Origin of the sequence: Cupriavidus sp. BIS7, from assembly GCF_000292345.1 — a bacterium.
GTDB lineage: Bacteria > Pseudomonadota > Gammaproteobacteria > Burkholderiales > Burkholderiaceae > Cupriavidus.
In genome coordinates, this window is the sequence record NZ_ALOU01000007.1 from 1 (window position 1) to 17,849 (window position 17,849).

16 protein-coding genes and 1 pseudogene are annotated in these 17,849 nt (G+C 64.3%); 7 read left to right on the forward strand and 10 right to left on the reverse strand.

The window, feature by feature from the left end; translation table 11 throughout:
* Positions 1–306 (forward strand): annotated as a pseudogene (locus tag B552_RS27020) (porin); the annotation flags it as partial.
* A gap of 141 nt (positions 307–447) precedes the next feature.
* Here the strand turns inward: B552_RS27020 and B552_RS0101860 are convergent.
* The gene (locus tag B552_RS0101860; protein ID WP_019447293.1) at positions 448–1,527 is read right to left on the reverse strand and encodes an AraC family transcriptional regulator; all 1,080 of its coding nucleotides are present in this window, start codon (positions 1,525–1,527) and stop codon (positions 448–450) included.
* Between the two features lie 117 nt (positions 1,528–1,644).
* Here B552_RS0101860 and B552_RS0101865 point away from each other — a divergent pair, with 117 nt between their 5' ends.
* Together B552_RS0101865 and B552_RS0101870 are read left to right on the forward strand one after the other, a co-directional pair.
* On the forward strand, positions 1,645–2,703 hold the full coding sequence (locus B552_RS0101865; protein WP_019447294.1) for a 3-keto-5-aminohexanoate cleavage protein: 1,059 nt from the start codon (positions 1,645–1,647) through the stop codon (positions 2,701–2,703).
* A gap of 8 nt (positions 2,704–2,711) precedes the next feature.
* The gene (locus B552_RS0101870) at positions 2,712–2,912 is read left to right on the forward strand and encodes a DUF1289 domain-containing protein (protein WP_019447295.1); all 201 of its coding nucleotides are present in this window, start codon (positions 2,712–2,714) and stop codon (positions 2,910–2,912) included.
* 505 nt (positions 2,913–3,417) lie between these two features.
* Here B552_RS0101870 and B552_RS0101875 read toward each other — a convergent pair.
* From B552_RS0101875 to B552_RS0101885, 3 genes are read right to left on the reverse strand one after another with little or no spacing between them, the layout of a single operon-like run.
* On the reverse strand, positions 3,418–5,067 hold the full coding sequence (locus B552_RS0101875; protein WP_019447296.1) for a fatty acid--CoA ligase: 1,650 nt from the start codon (positions 5,065–5,067) through the stop codon (positions 3,418–3,420).
* A gap of 17 nt (positions 5,068–5,084) precedes the next feature.
* On the reverse strand, positions 5,085–5,933 hold the full coding sequence (locus B552_RS0101880) for a TauD/TfdA family dioxygenase (RefSeq protein WP_019447297.1): 849 nt from the start codon (positions 5,931–5,933) through the stop codon (positions 5,085–5,087).
* Positions 5,934–5,943: 10 nt separating this feature from the next.
* Entirely contained in the window at positions 5,944–6,924 is a 981-nt protein-coding gene (locus tag B552_RS0101885; protein ID WP_026035215.1) for a quinone oxidoreductase, read from the reverse strand.
* Between the two features lie 194 nt (positions 6,925–7,118).
* On the opposite strand from B552_RS0101885, the gene B552_RS0101890 reads away from it, so the two are divergent.
* Both B552_RS0101890 and B552_RS0101895 read left to right on the forward strand, forming a co-directional pair.
* A complete protein-coding gene (locus B552_RS0101890; protein ID WP_019447299.1) occupies positions 7,119–8,120 on the forward strand; it encodes an AraC family transcriptional regulator in 1,002 nt (333 codons plus the stop codon).
* Positions 8,121–8,179: 59 nt separating this feature from the next.
* A complete protein-coding gene (locus B552_RS0101895) occupies positions 8,180–8,536 on the forward strand; it encodes a hypothetical protein (RefSeq protein WP_019447300.1) in 357 nt (118 codons plus the stop codon).
* 33 nt (positions 8,537–8,569) lie between these two features.
* Here B552_RS0101895 and B552_RS0101900 read toward each other — a convergent pair whose 3' ends face one another.
* From B552_RS0101900 to B552_RS27025, 6 genes are read right to left on the reverse strand one after another with little or no spacing between them, the layout of a single operon-like run.
* Positions 8,570–9,013 carry an ion channel gene (locus tag B552_RS0101900; protein ID WP_019447301.1) on the reverse strand — a complete coding sequence of 148 codons (444 nt, stop codon included), beginning with the start codon at positions 9,011–9,013 and terminating at the stop codon, positions 8,570–8,572.
* Between the two features lie 10 nt (positions 9,014–9,023).
* Entirely contained in the window at positions 9,024–10,088 is a 1,065-nt protein-coding gene (locus tag B552_RS0101905; RefSeq protein ID WP_026035216.1) for a DUF2955 domain-containing protein, read from the reverse strand.
* Positions 10,078–11,262: an HlyD family secretion protein gene (locus B552_RS0101910; RefSeq protein ID WP_083860205.1), complete on the reverse strand. Its 1,185-nt coding sequence runs from the start codon at positions 11,260–11,262 to the stop codon at positions 10,078–10,080. The genes B552_RS0101905 and B552_RS0101910 overlap by 11 nt, the downstream gene beginning before the upstream one ends.
* Positions 11,255–12,817 (reverse strand): TolC family protein, encoded by a 1,563-nt coding sequence (locus tag B552_RS0101915; protein WP_019447304.1) that lies wholly within the window; start codon positions 12,815–12,817, stop codon positions 11,255–11,257. The genes B552_RS0101910 and B552_RS0101915 overlap by 8 nt, the downstream gene beginning before the upstream one ends.
* Positions 12,818–12,819: 2 nt before the next feature.
* The gene (locus B552_RS0101920; protein WP_019447305.1) at positions 12,820–13,941 is read right to left on the reverse strand and encodes an AI-2E family transporter; all 1,122 of its coding nucleotides are present in this window, start codon (positions 13,939–13,941) and stop codon (positions 12,820–12,822) included.
* Between the two features lie 48 nt (positions 13,942–13,989).
* The gene (locus tag B552_RS27025; RefSeq protein ID WP_019447306.1) at positions 13,990–14,268 is read right to left on the reverse strand and encodes a hypothetical protein; all 279 of its coding nucleotides are present in this window, start codon (positions 14,266–14,268) and stop codon (positions 13,990–13,992) included.
* 242 nt (positions 14,269–14,510) lie between these two features.
* On the opposite strand from B552_RS27025, the gene ppk2 reads away from it, so the two are divergent.
* Together ppk2 and B552_RS0101935 are read left to right on the forward strand one after the other, a co-directional pair.
* A complete protein-coding gene (ppk2, locus tag B552_RS0101930) occupies positions 14,511–15,329 on the forward strand; it encodes a polyphosphate kinase 2 (protein ID WP_019447307.1) in 819 nt (272 codons plus the stop codon).
* 294 nt (positions 15,330–15,623) lie between these two features.
* Entirely contained in the window at positions 15,624–17,726 is a 2,103-nt protein-coding gene (locus B552_RS0101935; RefSeq protein ID WP_237718151.1) for a patatin-like phospholipase family protein, read from the forward strand.
* Positions 17,727–17,849 lie beyond the last annotated feature (123 nt).

Below are 17,849 nucleotides of genomic sequence, written 5' to 3' on the forward strand. Positions count from 1 at the left end.
AACTACCAGGTAACGCCGGCAGTGGGCCTGACGCTCGAGTATGACTACGACAACCTCAAGCGTGACTATTCGGGCAACACCCACGCCGCGAATCCGTGGCAGATCGCCTTCGTTGCGGACTACACGTTCTCGAAGCGTACTGACGTGTACCTGAGCGCAGCCTATGCCAAGAACGCCGGCCTGACGCTGGATAGCGCCAACACAAACCAGCTCGCCACTACCGGAGCAACGGGCAACAGCTACATCCTCGGCAACGGCCAGAGCAACATGCTGGGCGTGAGCGTGGGTCTTCGCCACAAGTTCTAAGCGTCATCCGCCAGGTTTTACTGGCGCGAATCTGGTCAGGCGAGTCATCCCGTTCCCCTCGCCTGACCAGGTTTCATTCTCGCCTTCGGCCACCCGGCTCATGCCGCGTGGCCATTTTTGTTTGCGGCCCGGTTATTGCCGTCAGGCTTCCTTGCCCGGCCGGCTATCCACACCGCTATCCACACCGCTATCCACGCCACCATCGACACCATCGACACCGCCGCCGGGATGCCCCGTGCGCCACTTTGAAACGCTGCAGCCAAACTGGTTGCCGAACCAGCGCGAGAATGCGCTCAGCGACGAGAAACCAAGAAGCGTGGCCACTTCCGACAGCGGCCGTGCGCGGTTCTCGATATAGCGCGTTGCCAGCCCTGCGCGCGCTTCATTCACGATGTCCGAGTACGTGGTGCCATCCTGCGCAAGCCGGCGATGCACCGTCCGTCGGTCCACCCCGAGATGCTGGGCCACGCGATCGATCGAACACATGCCGCTGGGCAGTAGTGCGTACACCAGCTTGCGCACCTTGTCGGCCATCGTGGTGTTCGATTGCGCCAGCAGCGTGCCCAGGTATCGCTTGACCTGCTGCGCCATCACGGGGTCGTACGACGGCAGTGGCGCCTCCAGGTCCTTGCCCACGCAAACGATACCGTCGAAATCCTGGTTGAAGAGCGCATGCATGCCGAACACGCGCTGGTATGCGGCCTGGCTCTCAGGGGGCGCGTGGGCGAAGCAGATGCTGCGTGGCCGCCAGGTGGGCCCGAGGAACACGCTCAGCATCCGGAACATCACGCCTGCGGCCAGCTCAATGGCCTGCCGCAGCGATCCAGGCTGGTCACTGAGAAGTTGCAGACGGATGACCACCAGGCCGTCCATCTCCTCCACACGCATCGCAAGCGCCTCGTTCTGCAGGCTCATGTGGCGCACCATCGATTCCAGCGCGCGACGCAGCGTGGGTTCCTCGCGCACGACGAAGGCCAGCGGGCCGAGGTTTGAGAACTGGCGCAGTTCCGCCAGCCGCAGGCCGATATCCTCCACGTTTGCGGCACGTGCCGAGGCCTCCAGCAGCTGTGCCACGGACGCTGCCGGGATGCGGATATCGGGGTCCAGCAGGACGTCGCGGCTGATCTTTGCCGCGCGAAGCATCTGGTGTGGATCGAGCCCTACCGCGCGAGCAACTTCCACATAATTGGTAAGGCTGGCACTGCGAAGAAAGTAGGACATCGTGTTTTCCCTGACTGTCCCGAAATGTAAATCGAGTGTCCCGTGTCGTCAAATATTTCAACGCCGTTGCACGATACTTCGGGCATCGCAACACGTAGCCAATTCAGGAGACACAGCATGCAGTTTCTCGACGATTCCCTGCACCCCGAAAACATGGACAAGGTTGTCATCACGGTGGCGCCGTACGGCCCCGAGTGGATGCCGGAAGACTTCCCGGAAGACATCCCCGTGACGATGGAAGAGCAGATCCAGAAGGCCGTCGACTGCTACAACGCTGGCGCCACGGTGCTGCACCTGCATGTGCGTGAACTGGACGGCAAGGGCTCGAAGCGCCTGTCGAAGTTCAACGAGCTGATCGCCGGCGTGCGCGCCGCCGTGCCCGACATGATCATCCAGGTGGGCGGCTCGATCTCGTTCGCACCGGAAGACGACGGCCAGGCCGCCAAGTGGCTGTCTGACGATACGCGCCACATGCTGGCCGATCTGCAGCCGACGCCTGACCAGGTGACCGTGGCGATCAACACCACGCAGATGAACATCATGGAGCTGCTGTACCCCGAATACACGGCGGGTACGTCGCTGTCCCATCCGGCGCTGATCGAAGCGTACCGCGAGATGACCGTGCCGGCAGGCCCGGGCTGGCTCGAAGAGCACCTGCGCCGCCTGACCGCTTCTGGCGTGCAGCCGCACTTCCAGCTCACCGGCATCCACGCGATGGAAACGCTGGAGCGCCTGGTGCGTGCCGGCAAGTACAAGGGTCCGCTGAACCTGACCTGGATCGGCATTGGCGGCGGCTTTGACGGCCCCAACCCGTTCAACTTCTTCAACTTCATCCACCGCGCTCCGGACGGCTGCACGCTGACCGCCGAATCGCTGCTCAAGAACGTGCTGCCGTTCAACGTGATGGCGATGTCCATGGGCCTGCACCCGCGCTGCGGCATCGAGGACACGATCATCGACCAGCACGGCAATCGCATGACTTCGGTCCAGCAGATCGAGCAATGCGTGCGCGTGGCCAAGGAACTGGGCCGCGAGATCGCCACGGGCAAGGAAGCGCGCGAGATCTACCGCATCGGCACGTGGTACGACAGCGTCGAGGAAACGCTGGCTGCCCACGGCATGGCTCCGAACCGCAAGTCGGGCGAGAAGAACCTGCCGCTGCGCGCTGCAGCCTGAGTCGTACCATGTCCGTAGCCAATCCCTGCATCAACATCTGTCGCATGGACTCTGCGGGCAAGTACTGCCAGGGTTGCCGCAGAACCTCGGTCGAAATCGGTCTGTGGGACCGCATGACCGAGGCTCAGCGAATCGACATACTTGCCGACCTGCCGCTGCGCGCCCTGAACCGGGCTGCGTCGCGCCAGCCTGCACCAGAGCTCTCCTGACCTTCGCGCCGCACACTCCGTGCGGCGCACATCGTTTCCAGCCGGACCTGCTATACGTTCGACTCCGTTCGTTCGACACTTTCCAGTCAGCCCAAAGCACGCAGGTCCGGTCTTTTTCCCCTCCCCCGCTTCACCCCCCCGCTTCACCTCCTCCGCTTCACCCCTCGCTCCACTCCCCCGTTTTTCCCCGCTACAAACTCGGTTCCATTCCGCCCCGGCTCGCATATGCCTGAGGCCGGCTGATCGACGTCTCAGATTCAGAAACAGGAAGGCCAGGACAAATGCCCTGGCCCTGGTATCGCAGCGGCGCCCATCACACTGAAGCAATCATTCCGCGCGCGTTCCATGCATCCGAGGCATCCGATCCATCCAAGCCGGCCGGCGCCATGTCCGGAAAGTATCGGGCGACGCAGAGACACCCGCACGGGCAAGCCAGGATCTGCAACAGCTTATCGAAGGCGAAAAAAAACGCCCCATAAGGGGCGTTCCCGAATCTCTCCTACCCTCAGTCTGCCTTCTTTCCCCGTAGCAGCTTCTTGTCAATCTTGCCGACGCTGGTCTTCGGAATCTCTGCCACGAAGGCAATCCGGTCAGCTTCCGGTACCGCGAACTTGCTCAGGCGCTGCGCGTCCACGTGCGTCATCAACTGCGAACGGATCTGTTCCGCATCCACGTCCGAGCCTGCCTGACGCACGACGAATGCCATCGGGCGCTCGCCCCAGCGGGCATCGGGCACGCCGATCACAGCGCATTCCTGAACGCCCGGCACGCGCGTGACAAGGTGCTCGATCTCGATCGACGACACCCATTCGCCGCCGGTCTTGATCACGTCCTTCAGGCGGTCCACGATCTGCACGAAACCGTTCTTCCCGACGACCGCCACGTCCTGCGTGTGCAGGTAGCCGTCGGCCCACAGTTCTTCGGATGCGCTCGGCTTTCGGAAATAGCCGCGTGTCAGGTACGGCGCGCGCAGCACAACCTCGCCCTGGCTCTGGCCATCGCGCGGCAGTTCGCGCATGTCCGTGCCAACGACGCGGAAGTCCACCATCACCGTCGGCCGGCCAGTGGAACAGCGCATGCGTACTTCCTGCTCGCGGCTCTCCGGCTTGAATCCCGGCGGCAGTTGCGCCAGCGCCACGATCGGCCCGGTTTCCGACATGCCGTAACCGGCGAAGATGTCGATGCCGCGCGCCATCGCCGCTTCACACAGCGACGGCGGCAGCGCAGAGCCACCGATGATGATCTTCCAGCCCGACAGGTCCTGCCCGCCCTTCTCCGCCGCTTGCAGCAGCATCTGAAGGATCGTCGGCACGCAGTGCGAGAACGACACCTTCTCTGCTTCGCGGAGTTTCAGCAGCGTTTCCGGCACGTAGCGTCCGGGCAGCACCGTGCGCAGGCCCAGCATGATCGCCACGTACGGGATGCCCCATGCCATCACGTGGAACATCGGCGTGATCGGCATGTACACATCCTCGCGATGCATGCGCTGCCCTTCGCGCGGCGAGCACAGGCTCACCGAGGCGGTCAGTGTGTGCATCACGATGTCGCGATGGCTGTAGCACACGCCCTTCGGGTCACCGGTGGTGCCGGTGGTGTAGAACGTGGCGGCTTTCGTGCGTTCGTCGAACTCCGGGAAATCGAAGTCGGCCGATGCAGCGCCGAGCAGCGCCTCGTACTCGCCCACAAACGGGATGGTGCTGTCCGGCGTGGCCTGGCCGTCGGCCATAAACACGAAGCGCGGGTTGCACGTGAGTTGCCCGCGGATCTGCTCGATCACCGGAACGAAGTCCGGATGCACGAGCACCACGTCGGCGCCTGCATCGTTCAGCGTGTAGAGGATCTGCTGCGGAGACAGCCGTACGTTCACCGTGAAGAGCGTGGCGCCCATCATCGGCACGCCGAAATAGCACTCCAGATAGCGGTGGCTATCCCAGTCCATCACGGCAACCGTAGAGCCGTGCCGCACGTCGAGGGCGGTCAGCGCGGAGGCCAGTTTCCCAACGCGCTCGTTGAATTCGCGATACGTGAAGCGCAGCTCGCCACGGTAGCTGATCTCCTGATCGCCATACAGGCTCATGGAATTGATCAGCAACTGCTTGACCAGCAGCGGGTACGCGTACGCCGAGCGTGCGGAAACTACGAGGTTCTGCTCCATATTCTCTCCGGTGCAGGTCAGAACGGCACGCTGCCGATGATGCCGGCGCGCTCCATCTTGCGATAGCAAGGCGCATAGTCCATCACGGCATAGTGCTGCGTTGCCGTGTTGTCCCAGATCGCCACGCTGTTGGGCTGCCAGCGCCAGCGCACCTGGTACTCGGGGATATAGGCCTGCGAGATCAGGTAGCGCAGCAGGTCCGCCGCGCCCGGGTTGCCGTCCTGCCCGAAGCGGACGCGGGCGGGCGTGTGATAGTTCGTGAAGTGCGTCGTGAAACCGTTCACGTACAGGATCTTTTCGCCGGTTTCCGGATGGGTGCGTACCACCGGATGCTCGGCATCGGGGAAACGTTCCTTCAGCGCGAGCCGCTTTTCGATCGGCATCACGGCACCGAAGCTGGCTTCGATGCTGTGCCGGGCACGCAGGTCGGCAATCTGCGACTTGATGTGCTCGGGCAGGTTCTCGTAGGCCAGCGCCATGTTGGCCCACATCGTGTCGCCGCCCACGGGCGGGCATTCCACGCAACGCAGCACCGCGCCAAACTGCGGGGCCTCGCGCCAGGTGGTGTCCGAGTGCCACGCGTTTTCGTAGCGGTCGTTCGGCTGGTCCGGAGACTTGTAGATGCGGACCAGGCCCGGGTGATCCGGATCGCTGCCAGCCACGGGATGGTCTTCAAGCTCGCCAAAGCGGCGCGCGAACGCAACGTGCTCGGCACGGCTGATTTCCTGGTTGCGCAGGAACACCACGCGGTGCTTCAGCAGCATCGCGCGGATTTCGGCAAACAGATCGTCGCTCTTGATCGCGTCTGCCAGGTTCACGCCAACGAGTTCGGCGCCGATGGAGCCGGTCAGGGGATTGACTTGCATGGTGTGCTCCTCAGACGACGAAGATCGACGAACCGGTGGTCTTGCGTGCTTCGAGATCGCGGTGGGCCTGCACGGCGTCCTCCAGCGCATAGCGCTGGTTGATCTCGATGCGGATACGGCCCGCGCCCACGTGGTCGAACAGCTCGCCGGCCAGTTCGGCCTTCTCGGCCGGGTCGGCGATGTAGTCGGCCAGCGCCGGACGGGTGATGTAGAGCGAGCCCTTCATCGCAAGCAGCACGGGATCAAACGGCGGGATCGGGCCAGACGCCGTACCCACGCAGACCAGCAGGCCGCGGCGCTTGAGCGAATCGAGCGACGACATGAAGGTGGTCTTGCCAACGCTGTCGAACACCACCGTTGCACCCACGCCGTTGGTCAGTTCGCGCACGCGCTTGGCCACGTCCTCGTGGCTGTAGTTGATGGTGTGGTCGCAGCCATGTGCACGCGCCACCTCGGCCTTGGCTTCCGAAGACACGGTGCCAATCACGTTCAGGCCAAGCAGTTTGGCCCATTGTGAAACGATCAGGCCAACGCCGCCAGCGGCGGCATGCAGCAGGATGGTGTCGCCGCTCTTGAACTGGTGGATACGGCGCATCAGGTACGCCGAGGTCAGGCCACGCATCGTCATCGCGGCGGCGGTTTCAAAGCCGATGCTTTCCGGCAGGCGGATCAGCGGTGCGGCAGGCACCAGACGCTCGGTGCTGTAGGCGCCCAGCGTGTTCAGGAAGCCCGTGTACGTCACGCGGTCGCCAACGGCCACGTTGGTCACGTCCGGGCCGATGGCCTGCACGACACCCGATGCTTCCACGCCCATGCCGGCGGGCAGCGGCATCGGATACGTGCCATTGCGGAAGTAAGTATCGGCGTAGTTCAGGCCCACCGCCACGTGGCGGATACGAACCTGGCCGGGGCCTGGATCGCCGACTTCCATATCTTCATAACGAAGAACTTCGGGTCCGCCGGTCTCATACATACGCACGACTTTAGCCATCGCATCGTCTCCTGTTTTATTGGTTGCCGCACGACATGTGCCGCTGCGACAGTAAATCTAAGTGTGGAGCACTGTTGCCGCTTTGCAATGACTACATCCTGCTTTGCATTTCATGCCAACAGGCCCTATCATCCCGGCGAACACGACGCGGCATGGCTAAGAGTGCCGCGCGAAGAACAAGATGGGAGACAAGCTTGAGAACGCTGGTGCGTGCGGCAGCACTGACCAATTTCTTCGAGGTGGCAGCCGCTGTCGGCCTGAATCCGCAGCCATTGCTGCGCCAGGCGGGACTGAATCGGGCACTGCTGACCGATCCTGAACAACGCATTCCGGTGGAGGCCTGCGCGGCGCTGCTGGAGGCCGCCGCCCAGGCGGGCAACTGCCCCACCTTCGGGCTGCGCATGGCCGAATCCCGTCAGTTATCTGACTTTGGCGTGATGAGCCTGCTCATCAGCCAGCAACCGACGCTGCGCGATGCGGTGGACACGATCATCCGTTACCGGCACCTCGTCAACGAATCGGTGGCGATCCTGCTGGAATCCGTGGGCAAGGTGGTCATGATCCGCCAGGAAGTGGTGCTCGAAGCGCCCTCCCGGCAGGGCACCGAGCTGGCCATAGGCGTGATGTTCCGCCTGTGCCGCGCGCTGCTCGGCACCCACTGGCATCCGCTTACCGTCAACTTCACCCATGCGGCGCCGCCGGACCTGCAGGTGCACCGCCGGCTGTTCGGCTGTCCGATCGAATTTGGCAGCGAGTTCAACGGCATCGTCTGTCTGGCCGCCGATCTTGACGCGCCGAACCCGACTGGCGACCCCGCGATGGCGCGTCACGCGCAACGCCTGGTGGATACGCTGCCGCGCGTGAACGAGGCATCCATCGGGCGCGATGTGCGCAATGCGGTCTACCTGATGCTGCCGATGGGCCGCGCCACGTGCGAGGCGGTGGCCCAGGGGCTTGGACTAAGCCAGCGCACGATGCAGCGGCAGCTGGACGAGGCGCAGGAGTCGTTCACGGACATCCTCAACGAAGTCCGCCGCGAACTGGCTCAGCGCTATGTCGGCAATCAGGACTACTCGTTGCTGCGTGTGGCCGAACTGCTTGGCTATGGCTCTGCCAGTTCGTTCACACGCTGGTTTTCGGCGCAGTTTGGCGAGGCTCCCGTGGTCTGGCGACGCCGCCATGCCGCCAGCCGCTGACTTGCCTTTCCGTGCCGCTGGCCGTAGGCTGGGCGGGCTTTTGCAACACCGGAGAAATCATGAAAGACCATAAAGCAGCGCTACTGACCGTTGTCCTGGCCCTTGGCCTGCCTGCCATATCGCTTGCCCAGTCAACCAAGCCCGCCCAGGGCAATGCGGCCGCCGCCATTTCGGACGCCGTGCAGGACGGTGCCAGCCCCTACCGCCCGCCCGAGGCTGCCGACCCCACGGCGGCGGAAGCGAAGCGCGCAAAATGCGAATCGCTGAAGAGCCAGTACAACGCGACGTCCAAGACACGCACGTACACCTCTCCCGGCACTGCAACGCAGAATGCGCAAGGCCGTTCCGTGCCCAAGATCGAACGCGACAAGACCCGCCAGTCGCTGGAAGATACGTATATCGCCAACTGCACCTGAAGTCGTACCTGGGGCCGCCTTCACTGACAGGGGTCAGGCGCCTTCGCGCAGCCTGGCCATGTTGCTCTTGATGACGTCGAGCACGGCAGCGGTCATCAGTGACGTGGACATGCCGAACATCAGGATGCCGTTGGCTGCCTCGATGGGCCCCAGCAGCCGCCAGCGCTCGGACATGACGATATCGCCATAGCCGAGCGTGGCGAAATTGACGCTCGAGTGGTACAGCGCCGGCATGAACGTCTTGAATTCACCGAGCATCATGAACAGCGCGGCCCAGATCGCGATCTGGGCAATATTGCAGATCAGCGTCAGCAGCATGACCGCCATCAGCAGCGCGATTTCCATCCACATCTTCTCGCGCCCTTCCCAGCGTCTGCGGTAGCGCGCATAGCGGCGCAGGCATATCGCTACCACGAAACCCTGCATTACCAGGCACACCAGCATGACGGGAGCGGCAACCAGCAGGTCGAAGCTCATGGAAGCCTCCTCAGGGCGTTGCGGGCGCCGCACGGCGCACGTCGATCCATCGCAGCATCAGCATGGCGTACAGCGACACGCCGATAAACAGCGCCATCCGTACGGCGAAGGCCTGGTAGACGTCCTTCCCAGCCGCGCTGTCTTCCACCGACTGGCCAAGCAGGATGATCATCGTGACCAGGCTGTTGAGCCAGAAGCCTGGCGTGGCGCGCGTCGGCCGGATCGCATAGAGCCTGCGGGCGACGACCAGCGAAAATAGGATCGTCCACAGGACGTACATCCACAGATCGACGAACAGGCTCAGCGCGAACCAGAAAAGTATCGCCAGCAGCCCACCCATCAGCGTGGAACTCATCAGTTCGGTGGCGGCGCCACGGGCCGTGGTGCAGCTTTGGCGGCCCAGGCTGACCGCCTTCATGACGATCGGCAGGTAACCTGCCGGATCGGTCAGCGCCAGCAGGAACGCCGGCATGACCACCAGGGTGGCGCGCCATGCCATCCAGTCGGCGTCGGCCGCTGCGCTGACAGGCCCCTTGGGTGCCGGTCTTGACCCGGCCACATCCGGTATCAGCCAATGGCACACGGCCATTGCCAGCACACCGAGCAACAGGCCCCGGGCCAGCGCGCCAATCACGCTGATGGCCAGCCCCATGTCCGCCGTGCCGGCCGCCGAAATCAGCGCGATGCCCGCGACAACGAATGTCGACACCATCCCGTTGCCGCCACGCAGCCCATACCGGAAGGCTAGGAACAGGCCGAGCGCGACCATCAGCACGCCGCTCAGCGCGGCATGAAGCAGGAACGGAATCAGCAGCAGTCCGCTGCCGGTGGTCGCCATGACGAGCACCGGCAGCGCCACCCCGGCCTTTGCTGGTAAGGGCCGATCCACAGAGGCGAACAGGAATACCGCCAGTACCGGCGCCACCATTGGAATTGGCCACTGAAAGCCGTAACTGACCGCAAGGCAAAGGCCGGTCCCGATGGCCAGCCGCAATGCACGGCGCGAGCGCGCGGCGATCGCGGCGGAGATCGGACGCCCGGCAGGCTCAGCGGGCTCGGCAGACTCAGTAGACATAGGACAGCCAGCTCATCACCCGGACAAACACGCGGCCAAGCAGATTGAGCGGATTGCCGGATATTGGAAACGCCATGACATCCGCCTGACCGCCCACGCGCACACCGCGCAGCGACTTTAACTGCCCCGGGTCGATCTCCACCACCACCGGAAAGCGCTGCGCGGGCCGCAGCCAGTCCCGGCTGTTCTGCACCGTCGGCAGCGTGCCCGGCGGCGTGCTCTGGCCCGCGCTCACGCCGTAGCCAATGCTGCGCACCTTGCCGTCCAGCACCTTGCCCGGCAGCGCATCGAGCACGATGGCCACGGGCGTACCCGGTTCCACATGGCCCAGGTTGTTCTCGGTCAGGTCCGCCGTAATCCAGATGTCCTGAATCGCTATCAGCGTCATGACCGGGGCGCCGGCCGATGTGAACTGGCCGGTCTCGGTCCGCAGGTCCGTGATCAGGCCCGCCGTACGCGCCCGCACCTTGGTGTTGGACAGGTCAAGTTCGGCCTTCTCGACAGCCGTGGCTGCGCTGCGCAGCTTGGCGTTCTTTTCGTCGCTGCCGCCCTGATTCTCCTTGGCTCGCTCCACCTCGGCGCGTGCCGCCCCAACCTGGCTGAGGGCCTGGGTATGCGTGGCGCGGGCCACTTCCAGCCGCCGCACCGATACCGTGCCGGGGTCTTCACGGTACAGCCGTTCCAGCCGCTCGCTGTCCTGCCGCGCCTTGAGTTCATTGGCCTGCGCGGCGCGCAATGACTCCATCGCGGAGTCGATCCCCGCCGTGTTCGCCCCGATCTGGCGGCGCGTTGTTTCCAGATCGGCGCGTGCGCGGTCCAGGGCGATGCGGTACTGCAGCGGATCGACTTCGAACAGCACGGTCCCCGCCTCGACGGTCTGGTCGTTGTGGACGTGCACTTGCGTCACGCGGCCCGACACTTCCGACGCCACCGGAATCACGTAGGCCTGCACGCGCGCCTGCTGCGTATACGGCGTCAAACGGTCCGCCAGCAGGTACCAGGTCAGGCTCACCACGATCAGGATGATGACCCATCGCAGCCCTTTTCCCGATGCATCGCCGGCCGGAGCCGGAGCCGGAGCCGGAGCCGGAGCCGGAGCCGGTGTTGGTGTTGGTGCCGGAGCCGGCGTTGATGCTGGTGGGGTGGCCTGTTCCGGCGCGCTCGCGTCACTCATGACCGTTCGCTCCCTGCGGTGTGACAATCGGCTTGATTGGTGCGGACGGTGCGCGTGGCGGCTCTTCCAGCAGGTCGCCCCAGTCCGTGCGCCGCTTCATCTGCTCGCGCGTGGCGGCGTCCACCATCGGCTGCTCCGTGTACCAGCCGCCGCCAAGTGACTTGTACAGGTCAATCAGGTAGCCAACCGCATTGCTTCGGTTGACCAGGTAGCTGTCCTGCTGCGCAAACAGCGCACGCTGGGCGTCAAGCACGCGCTGGAAATCGGAGTAACCCTCCTTGAACTGCGTGTTGGCAAGCGTCAGCGAACGTTCAGCGGATCGCGCGGCTTCGCGCAGGATGTCTTCGCGCTCCAGCGCCTTGATCAGGCTGCTGGCCGCATCGTCGGCCTCGCGGGCGGCCACGCGCACATCGTTCTGATACATGACGATCAGTTGCTGCAGCCGTGCATCCTGCACCCGCACATTGTTGTGAATGCGCCCGTAATCGAAGATGTTCCACCGGAGGCTTGGCCCGGCAACCAGCAGCAGGCCGTTCTGCGTGCCGGGCAGCGAATTGGCGGACCATCCAATACTGCCAACCAGCGTCAGCGACGGATACAGGTCCGCCTTGGCCACCCCGATCTGCGCCGATTGCGCGGCAATCTGCAACTCGGCAGCCCGGATATCCGGGCGGCGCAGCAGCAGGTTGGCGGGCACATCCTGCAGGATCGCCCGATCGATGCGCGGCAATATGCCAACCTTGCCCTGGGCTTCCTGAAGTTCAGGCAACGGCCCTGGCGGCCTGCCCAGCAGGATCGCCACGGCGTTGTGCGACAGCGCGATCTGCCGCTCAAGTTCGGGGATGCTGCTCAACGTGCCGAGGTACTGCGTCTTCGCCTGTTGGAGGTCGAGTTCGTCGCTTTCCCCGGCCTTGAACAGCCGTTCGGTGATCTCGAAGCTGCGCTTCTGAAGCTGCGCGTTCTCGCGCGCGATCCGCACTCGTGCCTCCGCCGTCCGCAATGCGTAGTAGGCCTGGGCGAGTTGTGCATGCAGCAGCACCAGCACGTCCTCGCGATTGGCCAGGGAAGCGAAGTACGCGGCGTCGGCGGATTCAATCGCGCGGGCGAACTTGCCCCAGAAGTCGAGTTCCCAGCCAACATCGACCCCCGCGCTGTACTCCCAGACGCGGCTGGTCTGCGCGGTGGGGCCAGACTGCCGGCTGCGGACGTGCATGGCGTCGGCGGTGAACTGCTGCTGCTGCGGATAGCGACCGGCCTGCGCCATGCCAAGCTGGGCTCGGGCCTCCATCACGCGCAGCCCGGCAACTTTCACGCCGGCGTCGTTGGCGTCGGCCTCGGCAATCAGGCGCTCCAGCACTGGATCGTCGAACACCTGCCACCACTGGCGCATTTCGGGCTGCGCCTGCTGATTGCTGGCCTGCGCTATCGCCTCGCTGCTCCACTGGCCGGACCACTGCTCTTGCTGTGGCTGGAAATCGGGCCCAACGTGCGCGCAGCCGCCAAGCATCGTCGCGGTCACCATCCAGCCACGGAGTGCACGGGCCCGGGCCGACATCGCTATCCGGCGGATGGACCGCCTTCGCTGTGCGCGACCGGCTCCGCTGACTCCGGCGGCACGTCCTCCACCCACTGCCAGAACAGCTGATACCCGACCGCCAGCGCAACGGGCCCGATGAACAGCCCGATCACGCCGCCGGTGACCATACCGCCCAGCGCACCGATCAGGACCACCGGCATCGGCACATCCACGCCACGGCCCAGCAGCAGCGGCTTGAGCACGTTGTCCGCCAGGCCGGCAACGAAGACATAGACCGCAAACACGATGCTGCCGAGGCTTACCGGCTCCGTCGCGAAAACGTAGATGATTACCGGGATCGTGATCAGCGTGGCCGGCAACTGCATGATCCCAAGCAGCAGAATCACCAGCCCAAGCAGGCCGGCGCCCGGTATTCCCTTGAGAACGAGAGCGATGCCGATCAGCAGCATCTGGATGAACGCGATGCCCACCACGCCCTGGGCCACTGCGCGGACCGTGGCCGTGCACAGCGCGGTCAGGCGCGGGCCCCGGTCCGGGGTCGTGATGCGCGAGGCAATCTGAATGGCGCTGCGGGTACCCAGTTCGCCATAAGCCATGAAGATACCCGCCACCATCAGCGCGGCGACGAATACCAGCAGGCCAACGCCAACGCCGCGCGCGGTACCCAGCAAAGCCACTGCGACGACCTTGATCTGCGGTGCCAGCTTCTCGGCCAGCGAGCCGAAGTCCGTGGCGGCAAGCTGCCAGAAATCATGGATCCGCTGGCCGACCATCGGTATGCTTGCCACCGAATCAGGCGGCAGCGGAATCTGGACCTGCCCGCTTTTGGCGATATCCATGGCCCGTTCCACCGAGTCGATCAGCGCAACGCCGATCAGGCAGGACGGCACCAGGATCACGCAGATGACCACGAAGACGATCAGCGTGGCGGTGCGGCCATCACCATCGAATATCTTGCCCTTCAGGCGCGTCTGCAGCGGGTACATCGTGATGGCCAGGATCATCGACCACAGGATCAGGCTCAGGAACGGCTTGAAGATCTCGAAACAGGACACCGCCAGCAGCGCGATCAGGCCGAAGCGGATATATATGTCGATCAGCGTACGCGACAGCGTAGGGATCGTGAATGGTGTGCGCAGCATCGCCGACCTCCTTGCAGAACCTTGGGCGCGCCCCGCGGCGCGAGCATCTCACAAGAACTGGCGTCTGCGCCGCCGGCCAACGGCAAGCAGGACCGCGCCGACCAGCATGATGGCGATGCAGCCGATCAGCCAGTCTCTTGCGAGGACCGTCACCAGGTAGCGCTGCGGTGCTTCAGACGTCTGGAACAGATGAATCTCCAGCCCGCGGAGCGCGAAGCTGAACAGGTTTATATGCTCCGGGCGACTCCCGACGGGGTCGCACAGGAACACGCCGGCCAGGGCCAGCCAGAACCCGACCACAATCAACCAGTATCCGGTCTTGTACATGGTGAATACACTCCCAGTAAAAGATTCAGCCAACGCCGTGTGCTTTGCAATTGGTCCTTGGGCCAACCACGGCGCCAAAGATCACCCCTGCCATCGCCCCAGGTAGTCGGTCTGGCCGCCGCTCCGGCCGCCGGTCCGTCGTCGCGCAAACATTGGACCAAAGTCCCTTGTCAAAGCCCCTGCCAATGGCCGAGATTGGTACGGAGAGAAGTGGGTCAAATGAACGCATCCGGGGAGGAAACATGGGCAAGGACTCACGACATTCGAAAGACCACACCGATGCCACGCAGGACCTGGGCTCCAAGGACTACGAGAAGGCGCTGCGTCCGCTGCATGTGGAACTGGTTCACCTGCAGAACTGGGTCAAGGAAACCGGCGCCAAGGTCTGCGTCGTCTTTGAAGGCCGTGACGGCGCCGGCAAGGGCGGCGTCATCAAGGCCATCACCGAGCGGGTCAGCCCGCGCGTGTTCCGCGTGGTGGCCCTGCCTGCGCCGACCGAGCGCGAGAAGAGCCAGATGTACGTGCAACGGTACATTCGCCATCTTCCCGCTGCCGGTGAAATCGTGATCTTCGACCGAAGCTGGTACAACCGGGCCGGCGTGGAACGCGTGATGAAGTTCTGCAGCGAGGAGCAGGTGGAGATGTTCCTGCGCGCGGTGCCGCTGGTCGAGCGGGCCATCGTTGCCTCGAACATCGTGCTGATCAAGTATTGGCTGGAGGTCAGCCCCGAGGAGCAGACGCGCCGGCTGGAAGAGCGCATCCAGGACGGCCGCAAGACGTGGAAGCTGACGGACATGGACCTGAAGTCATACAGCCGCTGGTATGACTATTCCCGCGCGCGTGACGCGATGTTCAACGCTTCGGACACCGACTTCGCACCCTGGCATGTCGTGCGATCGGACTGCAAGCGGCGCGCCAGGCTCAACGTCATCAGCCATCTGCTGCACTCCATCCCCTACGAGAAAATCTCCCGCAAGAAGGTCACGCTGCCGGAAAGGCAAAAGCCCGGCTCCTACAAGGAGCCTGATTACCCGTACCGGTATATCCCGGAGGATTTCTGACCGGGGAAGCCGCGTTTTTCGGGAATTCCCCGTTCGGGGGAAGTCATCTGCCAGAGGCCATGCCGTGCCGTGACGCATCGAATCATCCGGGCGCTAGCCGTCGCGATTGCCCTGTGTCCATCGCTGGTCCTTGCACTCGGCGACGCCCCGCCCGGCACCGAGGGAGCATCCGTTTCGCCCGCTTCGGCCGAATCGGCCGATTCAGTCGCCGCACCCACACCATCCACCGCGCCCCAGCCTGAAGCTTCCGCCCCGAATGGCGCCTCCCCGGTCCACCGCCCGCGCATCTGCCTGGTGCTGTCCGGCGGCGGTGCGCGCGGCGCGGCGCATATCGGCGTGCTCAAGGTGCTGGAGCAGATGCACGTGCCGATCGACTGCATCGCGGGCACCAGCATGGGGTCGCTGGTCGGGGCGGCCTATGCCACCGGCGTGGAGCCCGACGAAATGGAGCGGATCGTCGGCGAGCTGTCCGCCAGCGCGCTGTTCAAGGAACGGCCACCGCGCCAGAACCTGTCCAGCCGCCGCAAGGAGGAAGACCGCTCGAACCTGGTGACACCCGAGATCGGGGTCAAGGGCGGGGAGCTTCTGCTGCCCAAGGGCGCATTCACGGGCGTGCAACTGGAAAAGGTGTTGCGCGAACTGGCCAGGGCGCCCGGCTACCGGAACTTCGATACGCTGCCGATCCCGTACCGCGCCGTTGCCACGGACCTTGTCACGGGCACGGCGGTGGTGTTCAGCCAGGGCGAGCTGTCGCGGGCGATGCGCGCCAGCATGTCCGTTCCCGGCGTTATCGCCCCGGTGGAGTACGAAGGCAAGATGCTGGTCGACGGCGGGCTCGTCAACAACCTGCCGATCGACGTGGCGCGTGCCATGGGCGCCGATATCATCATCGCCGTCAATCTTGGCACGCCGCTGATGCCGCGCGAATCGCTGACATCCGCACTCAGCGTGACCATGCAGATGCTGAACATCCTGACTGACCAGAACGTGCGCAAATCGCTGGCGATGCTTGGCCCGAACGACATCCTGATCGAGCCCGAACTCGGCGATTTCTCGGCAGCGGATTTCGATCACCTGACCAAGACGATCCCGATTGGCGAAGCCGCGGCGCGCAAGGTGGAGCCACGGCTTGCGGCGCTGTCCCTGCCACCCGTGCAGTACGCGGCGCTGCGCGAGCAGCAGTTGACGGTGCCCCCGCCCGACCGCCGTCCCGTCGACGAGATCCGCATTGCGCCGATGGCGCGCGTGAACCCCGAGTTCATCAGCTCCAATATCCAGACCAAGCCGGGGGAGCCGCTGAACGAGCAACGGCTCGATGACGACCTCAGCCGCGTATTCGGCACGGGCGACTTCGAGCATGTGGATTACCGGATACTGGAGGAGCCCGGCAAGCGCGTGCTGGCCGTCGATGCCGTCGAGAAATCGTACGGCCCGAACTATGCACGCTTCGGCCTGGGCCTGAGCACCGACTTCCGCGGCGACACGTATTTCAATCTTCTGGGGAGCTATCGCCGGACGTGGCTCAATTCGTACGGCGCGGAATGGCGTAACGACATCCAGATCGGGCAGGCCAGCCGCCTTGTCAGCGAGCTGTACCAGCCCATCAACGTGGACCAGTCCCTGTTCATAGCGCCGCGCATCGAACTGGAGCGCCGCCCGCAGAACGTGTTCCAGGACACCACGCGCATTGCCACGTACGATTTCCGGCGCTATGACTTCGGCCTGGACATCGGCGCGCAATTCACGAAGTATGGCGAACTGCGCACCGGCGTGGTGTTCGGGCACCAGAACATCTCGCTGAGCACCGGCCCCGAGTTTCTGGCCCCAACCATGACTTCGGTACAGCGCGGCGCGTTCACGGCACGCTTCCTGATCGACCAGCTCGACAGCACGAGCTTCCCGCGCGAGGGCTACGCGGGCACCGTCAACGCCTATGTCTCCAGGCCGGAACTGGGCGCGGACCAGACGTACACCAAGGCCGAGGCAGCCGGGACGTACGCATGGTCGACCGGCCGGAACACGCTGACCACGACCTTCCGCGCGGGCACCAACGTTGGCGGCGATCCGCTGCCGAACTACGACCTGTTCCAGTGGGGCGGCTTCCTGCAGCAATCGGGCTACAGCACGGGCCAATTGCTCGGCCAGAACCTGCAGTTCGTGCGCGCGGTCTACTACAACAAGCTCGCGCGGCAATCGCTGCTCGAAGGCGTGTATGGGGGCTTTTCGCTCGAACTTGGCCGCATGGGCTCGCCGCTGGTGCCGGGCAGCCCGACCGGATGGCTCAAGTCGGGCTCGCTGTTCGTGGCGCTGGACTCGCCGATTGGCCCGCTCTACCTGGCCTATGGGCGTGCGGCGGCGGGCCACTACAGCTTCTATCTGTTCCTGGGTAAACCGTGAGGATCGTCCCCCGGTCTTCAGTCCTTGGAAGCTGTTTCAAAATGAAGCGAAGCGGTTCTGGCTAGGCGCGGGGCCGCAGACAGTACAAGTGGTACGGCAAGGCCCCGCAACGACGCCAGAATC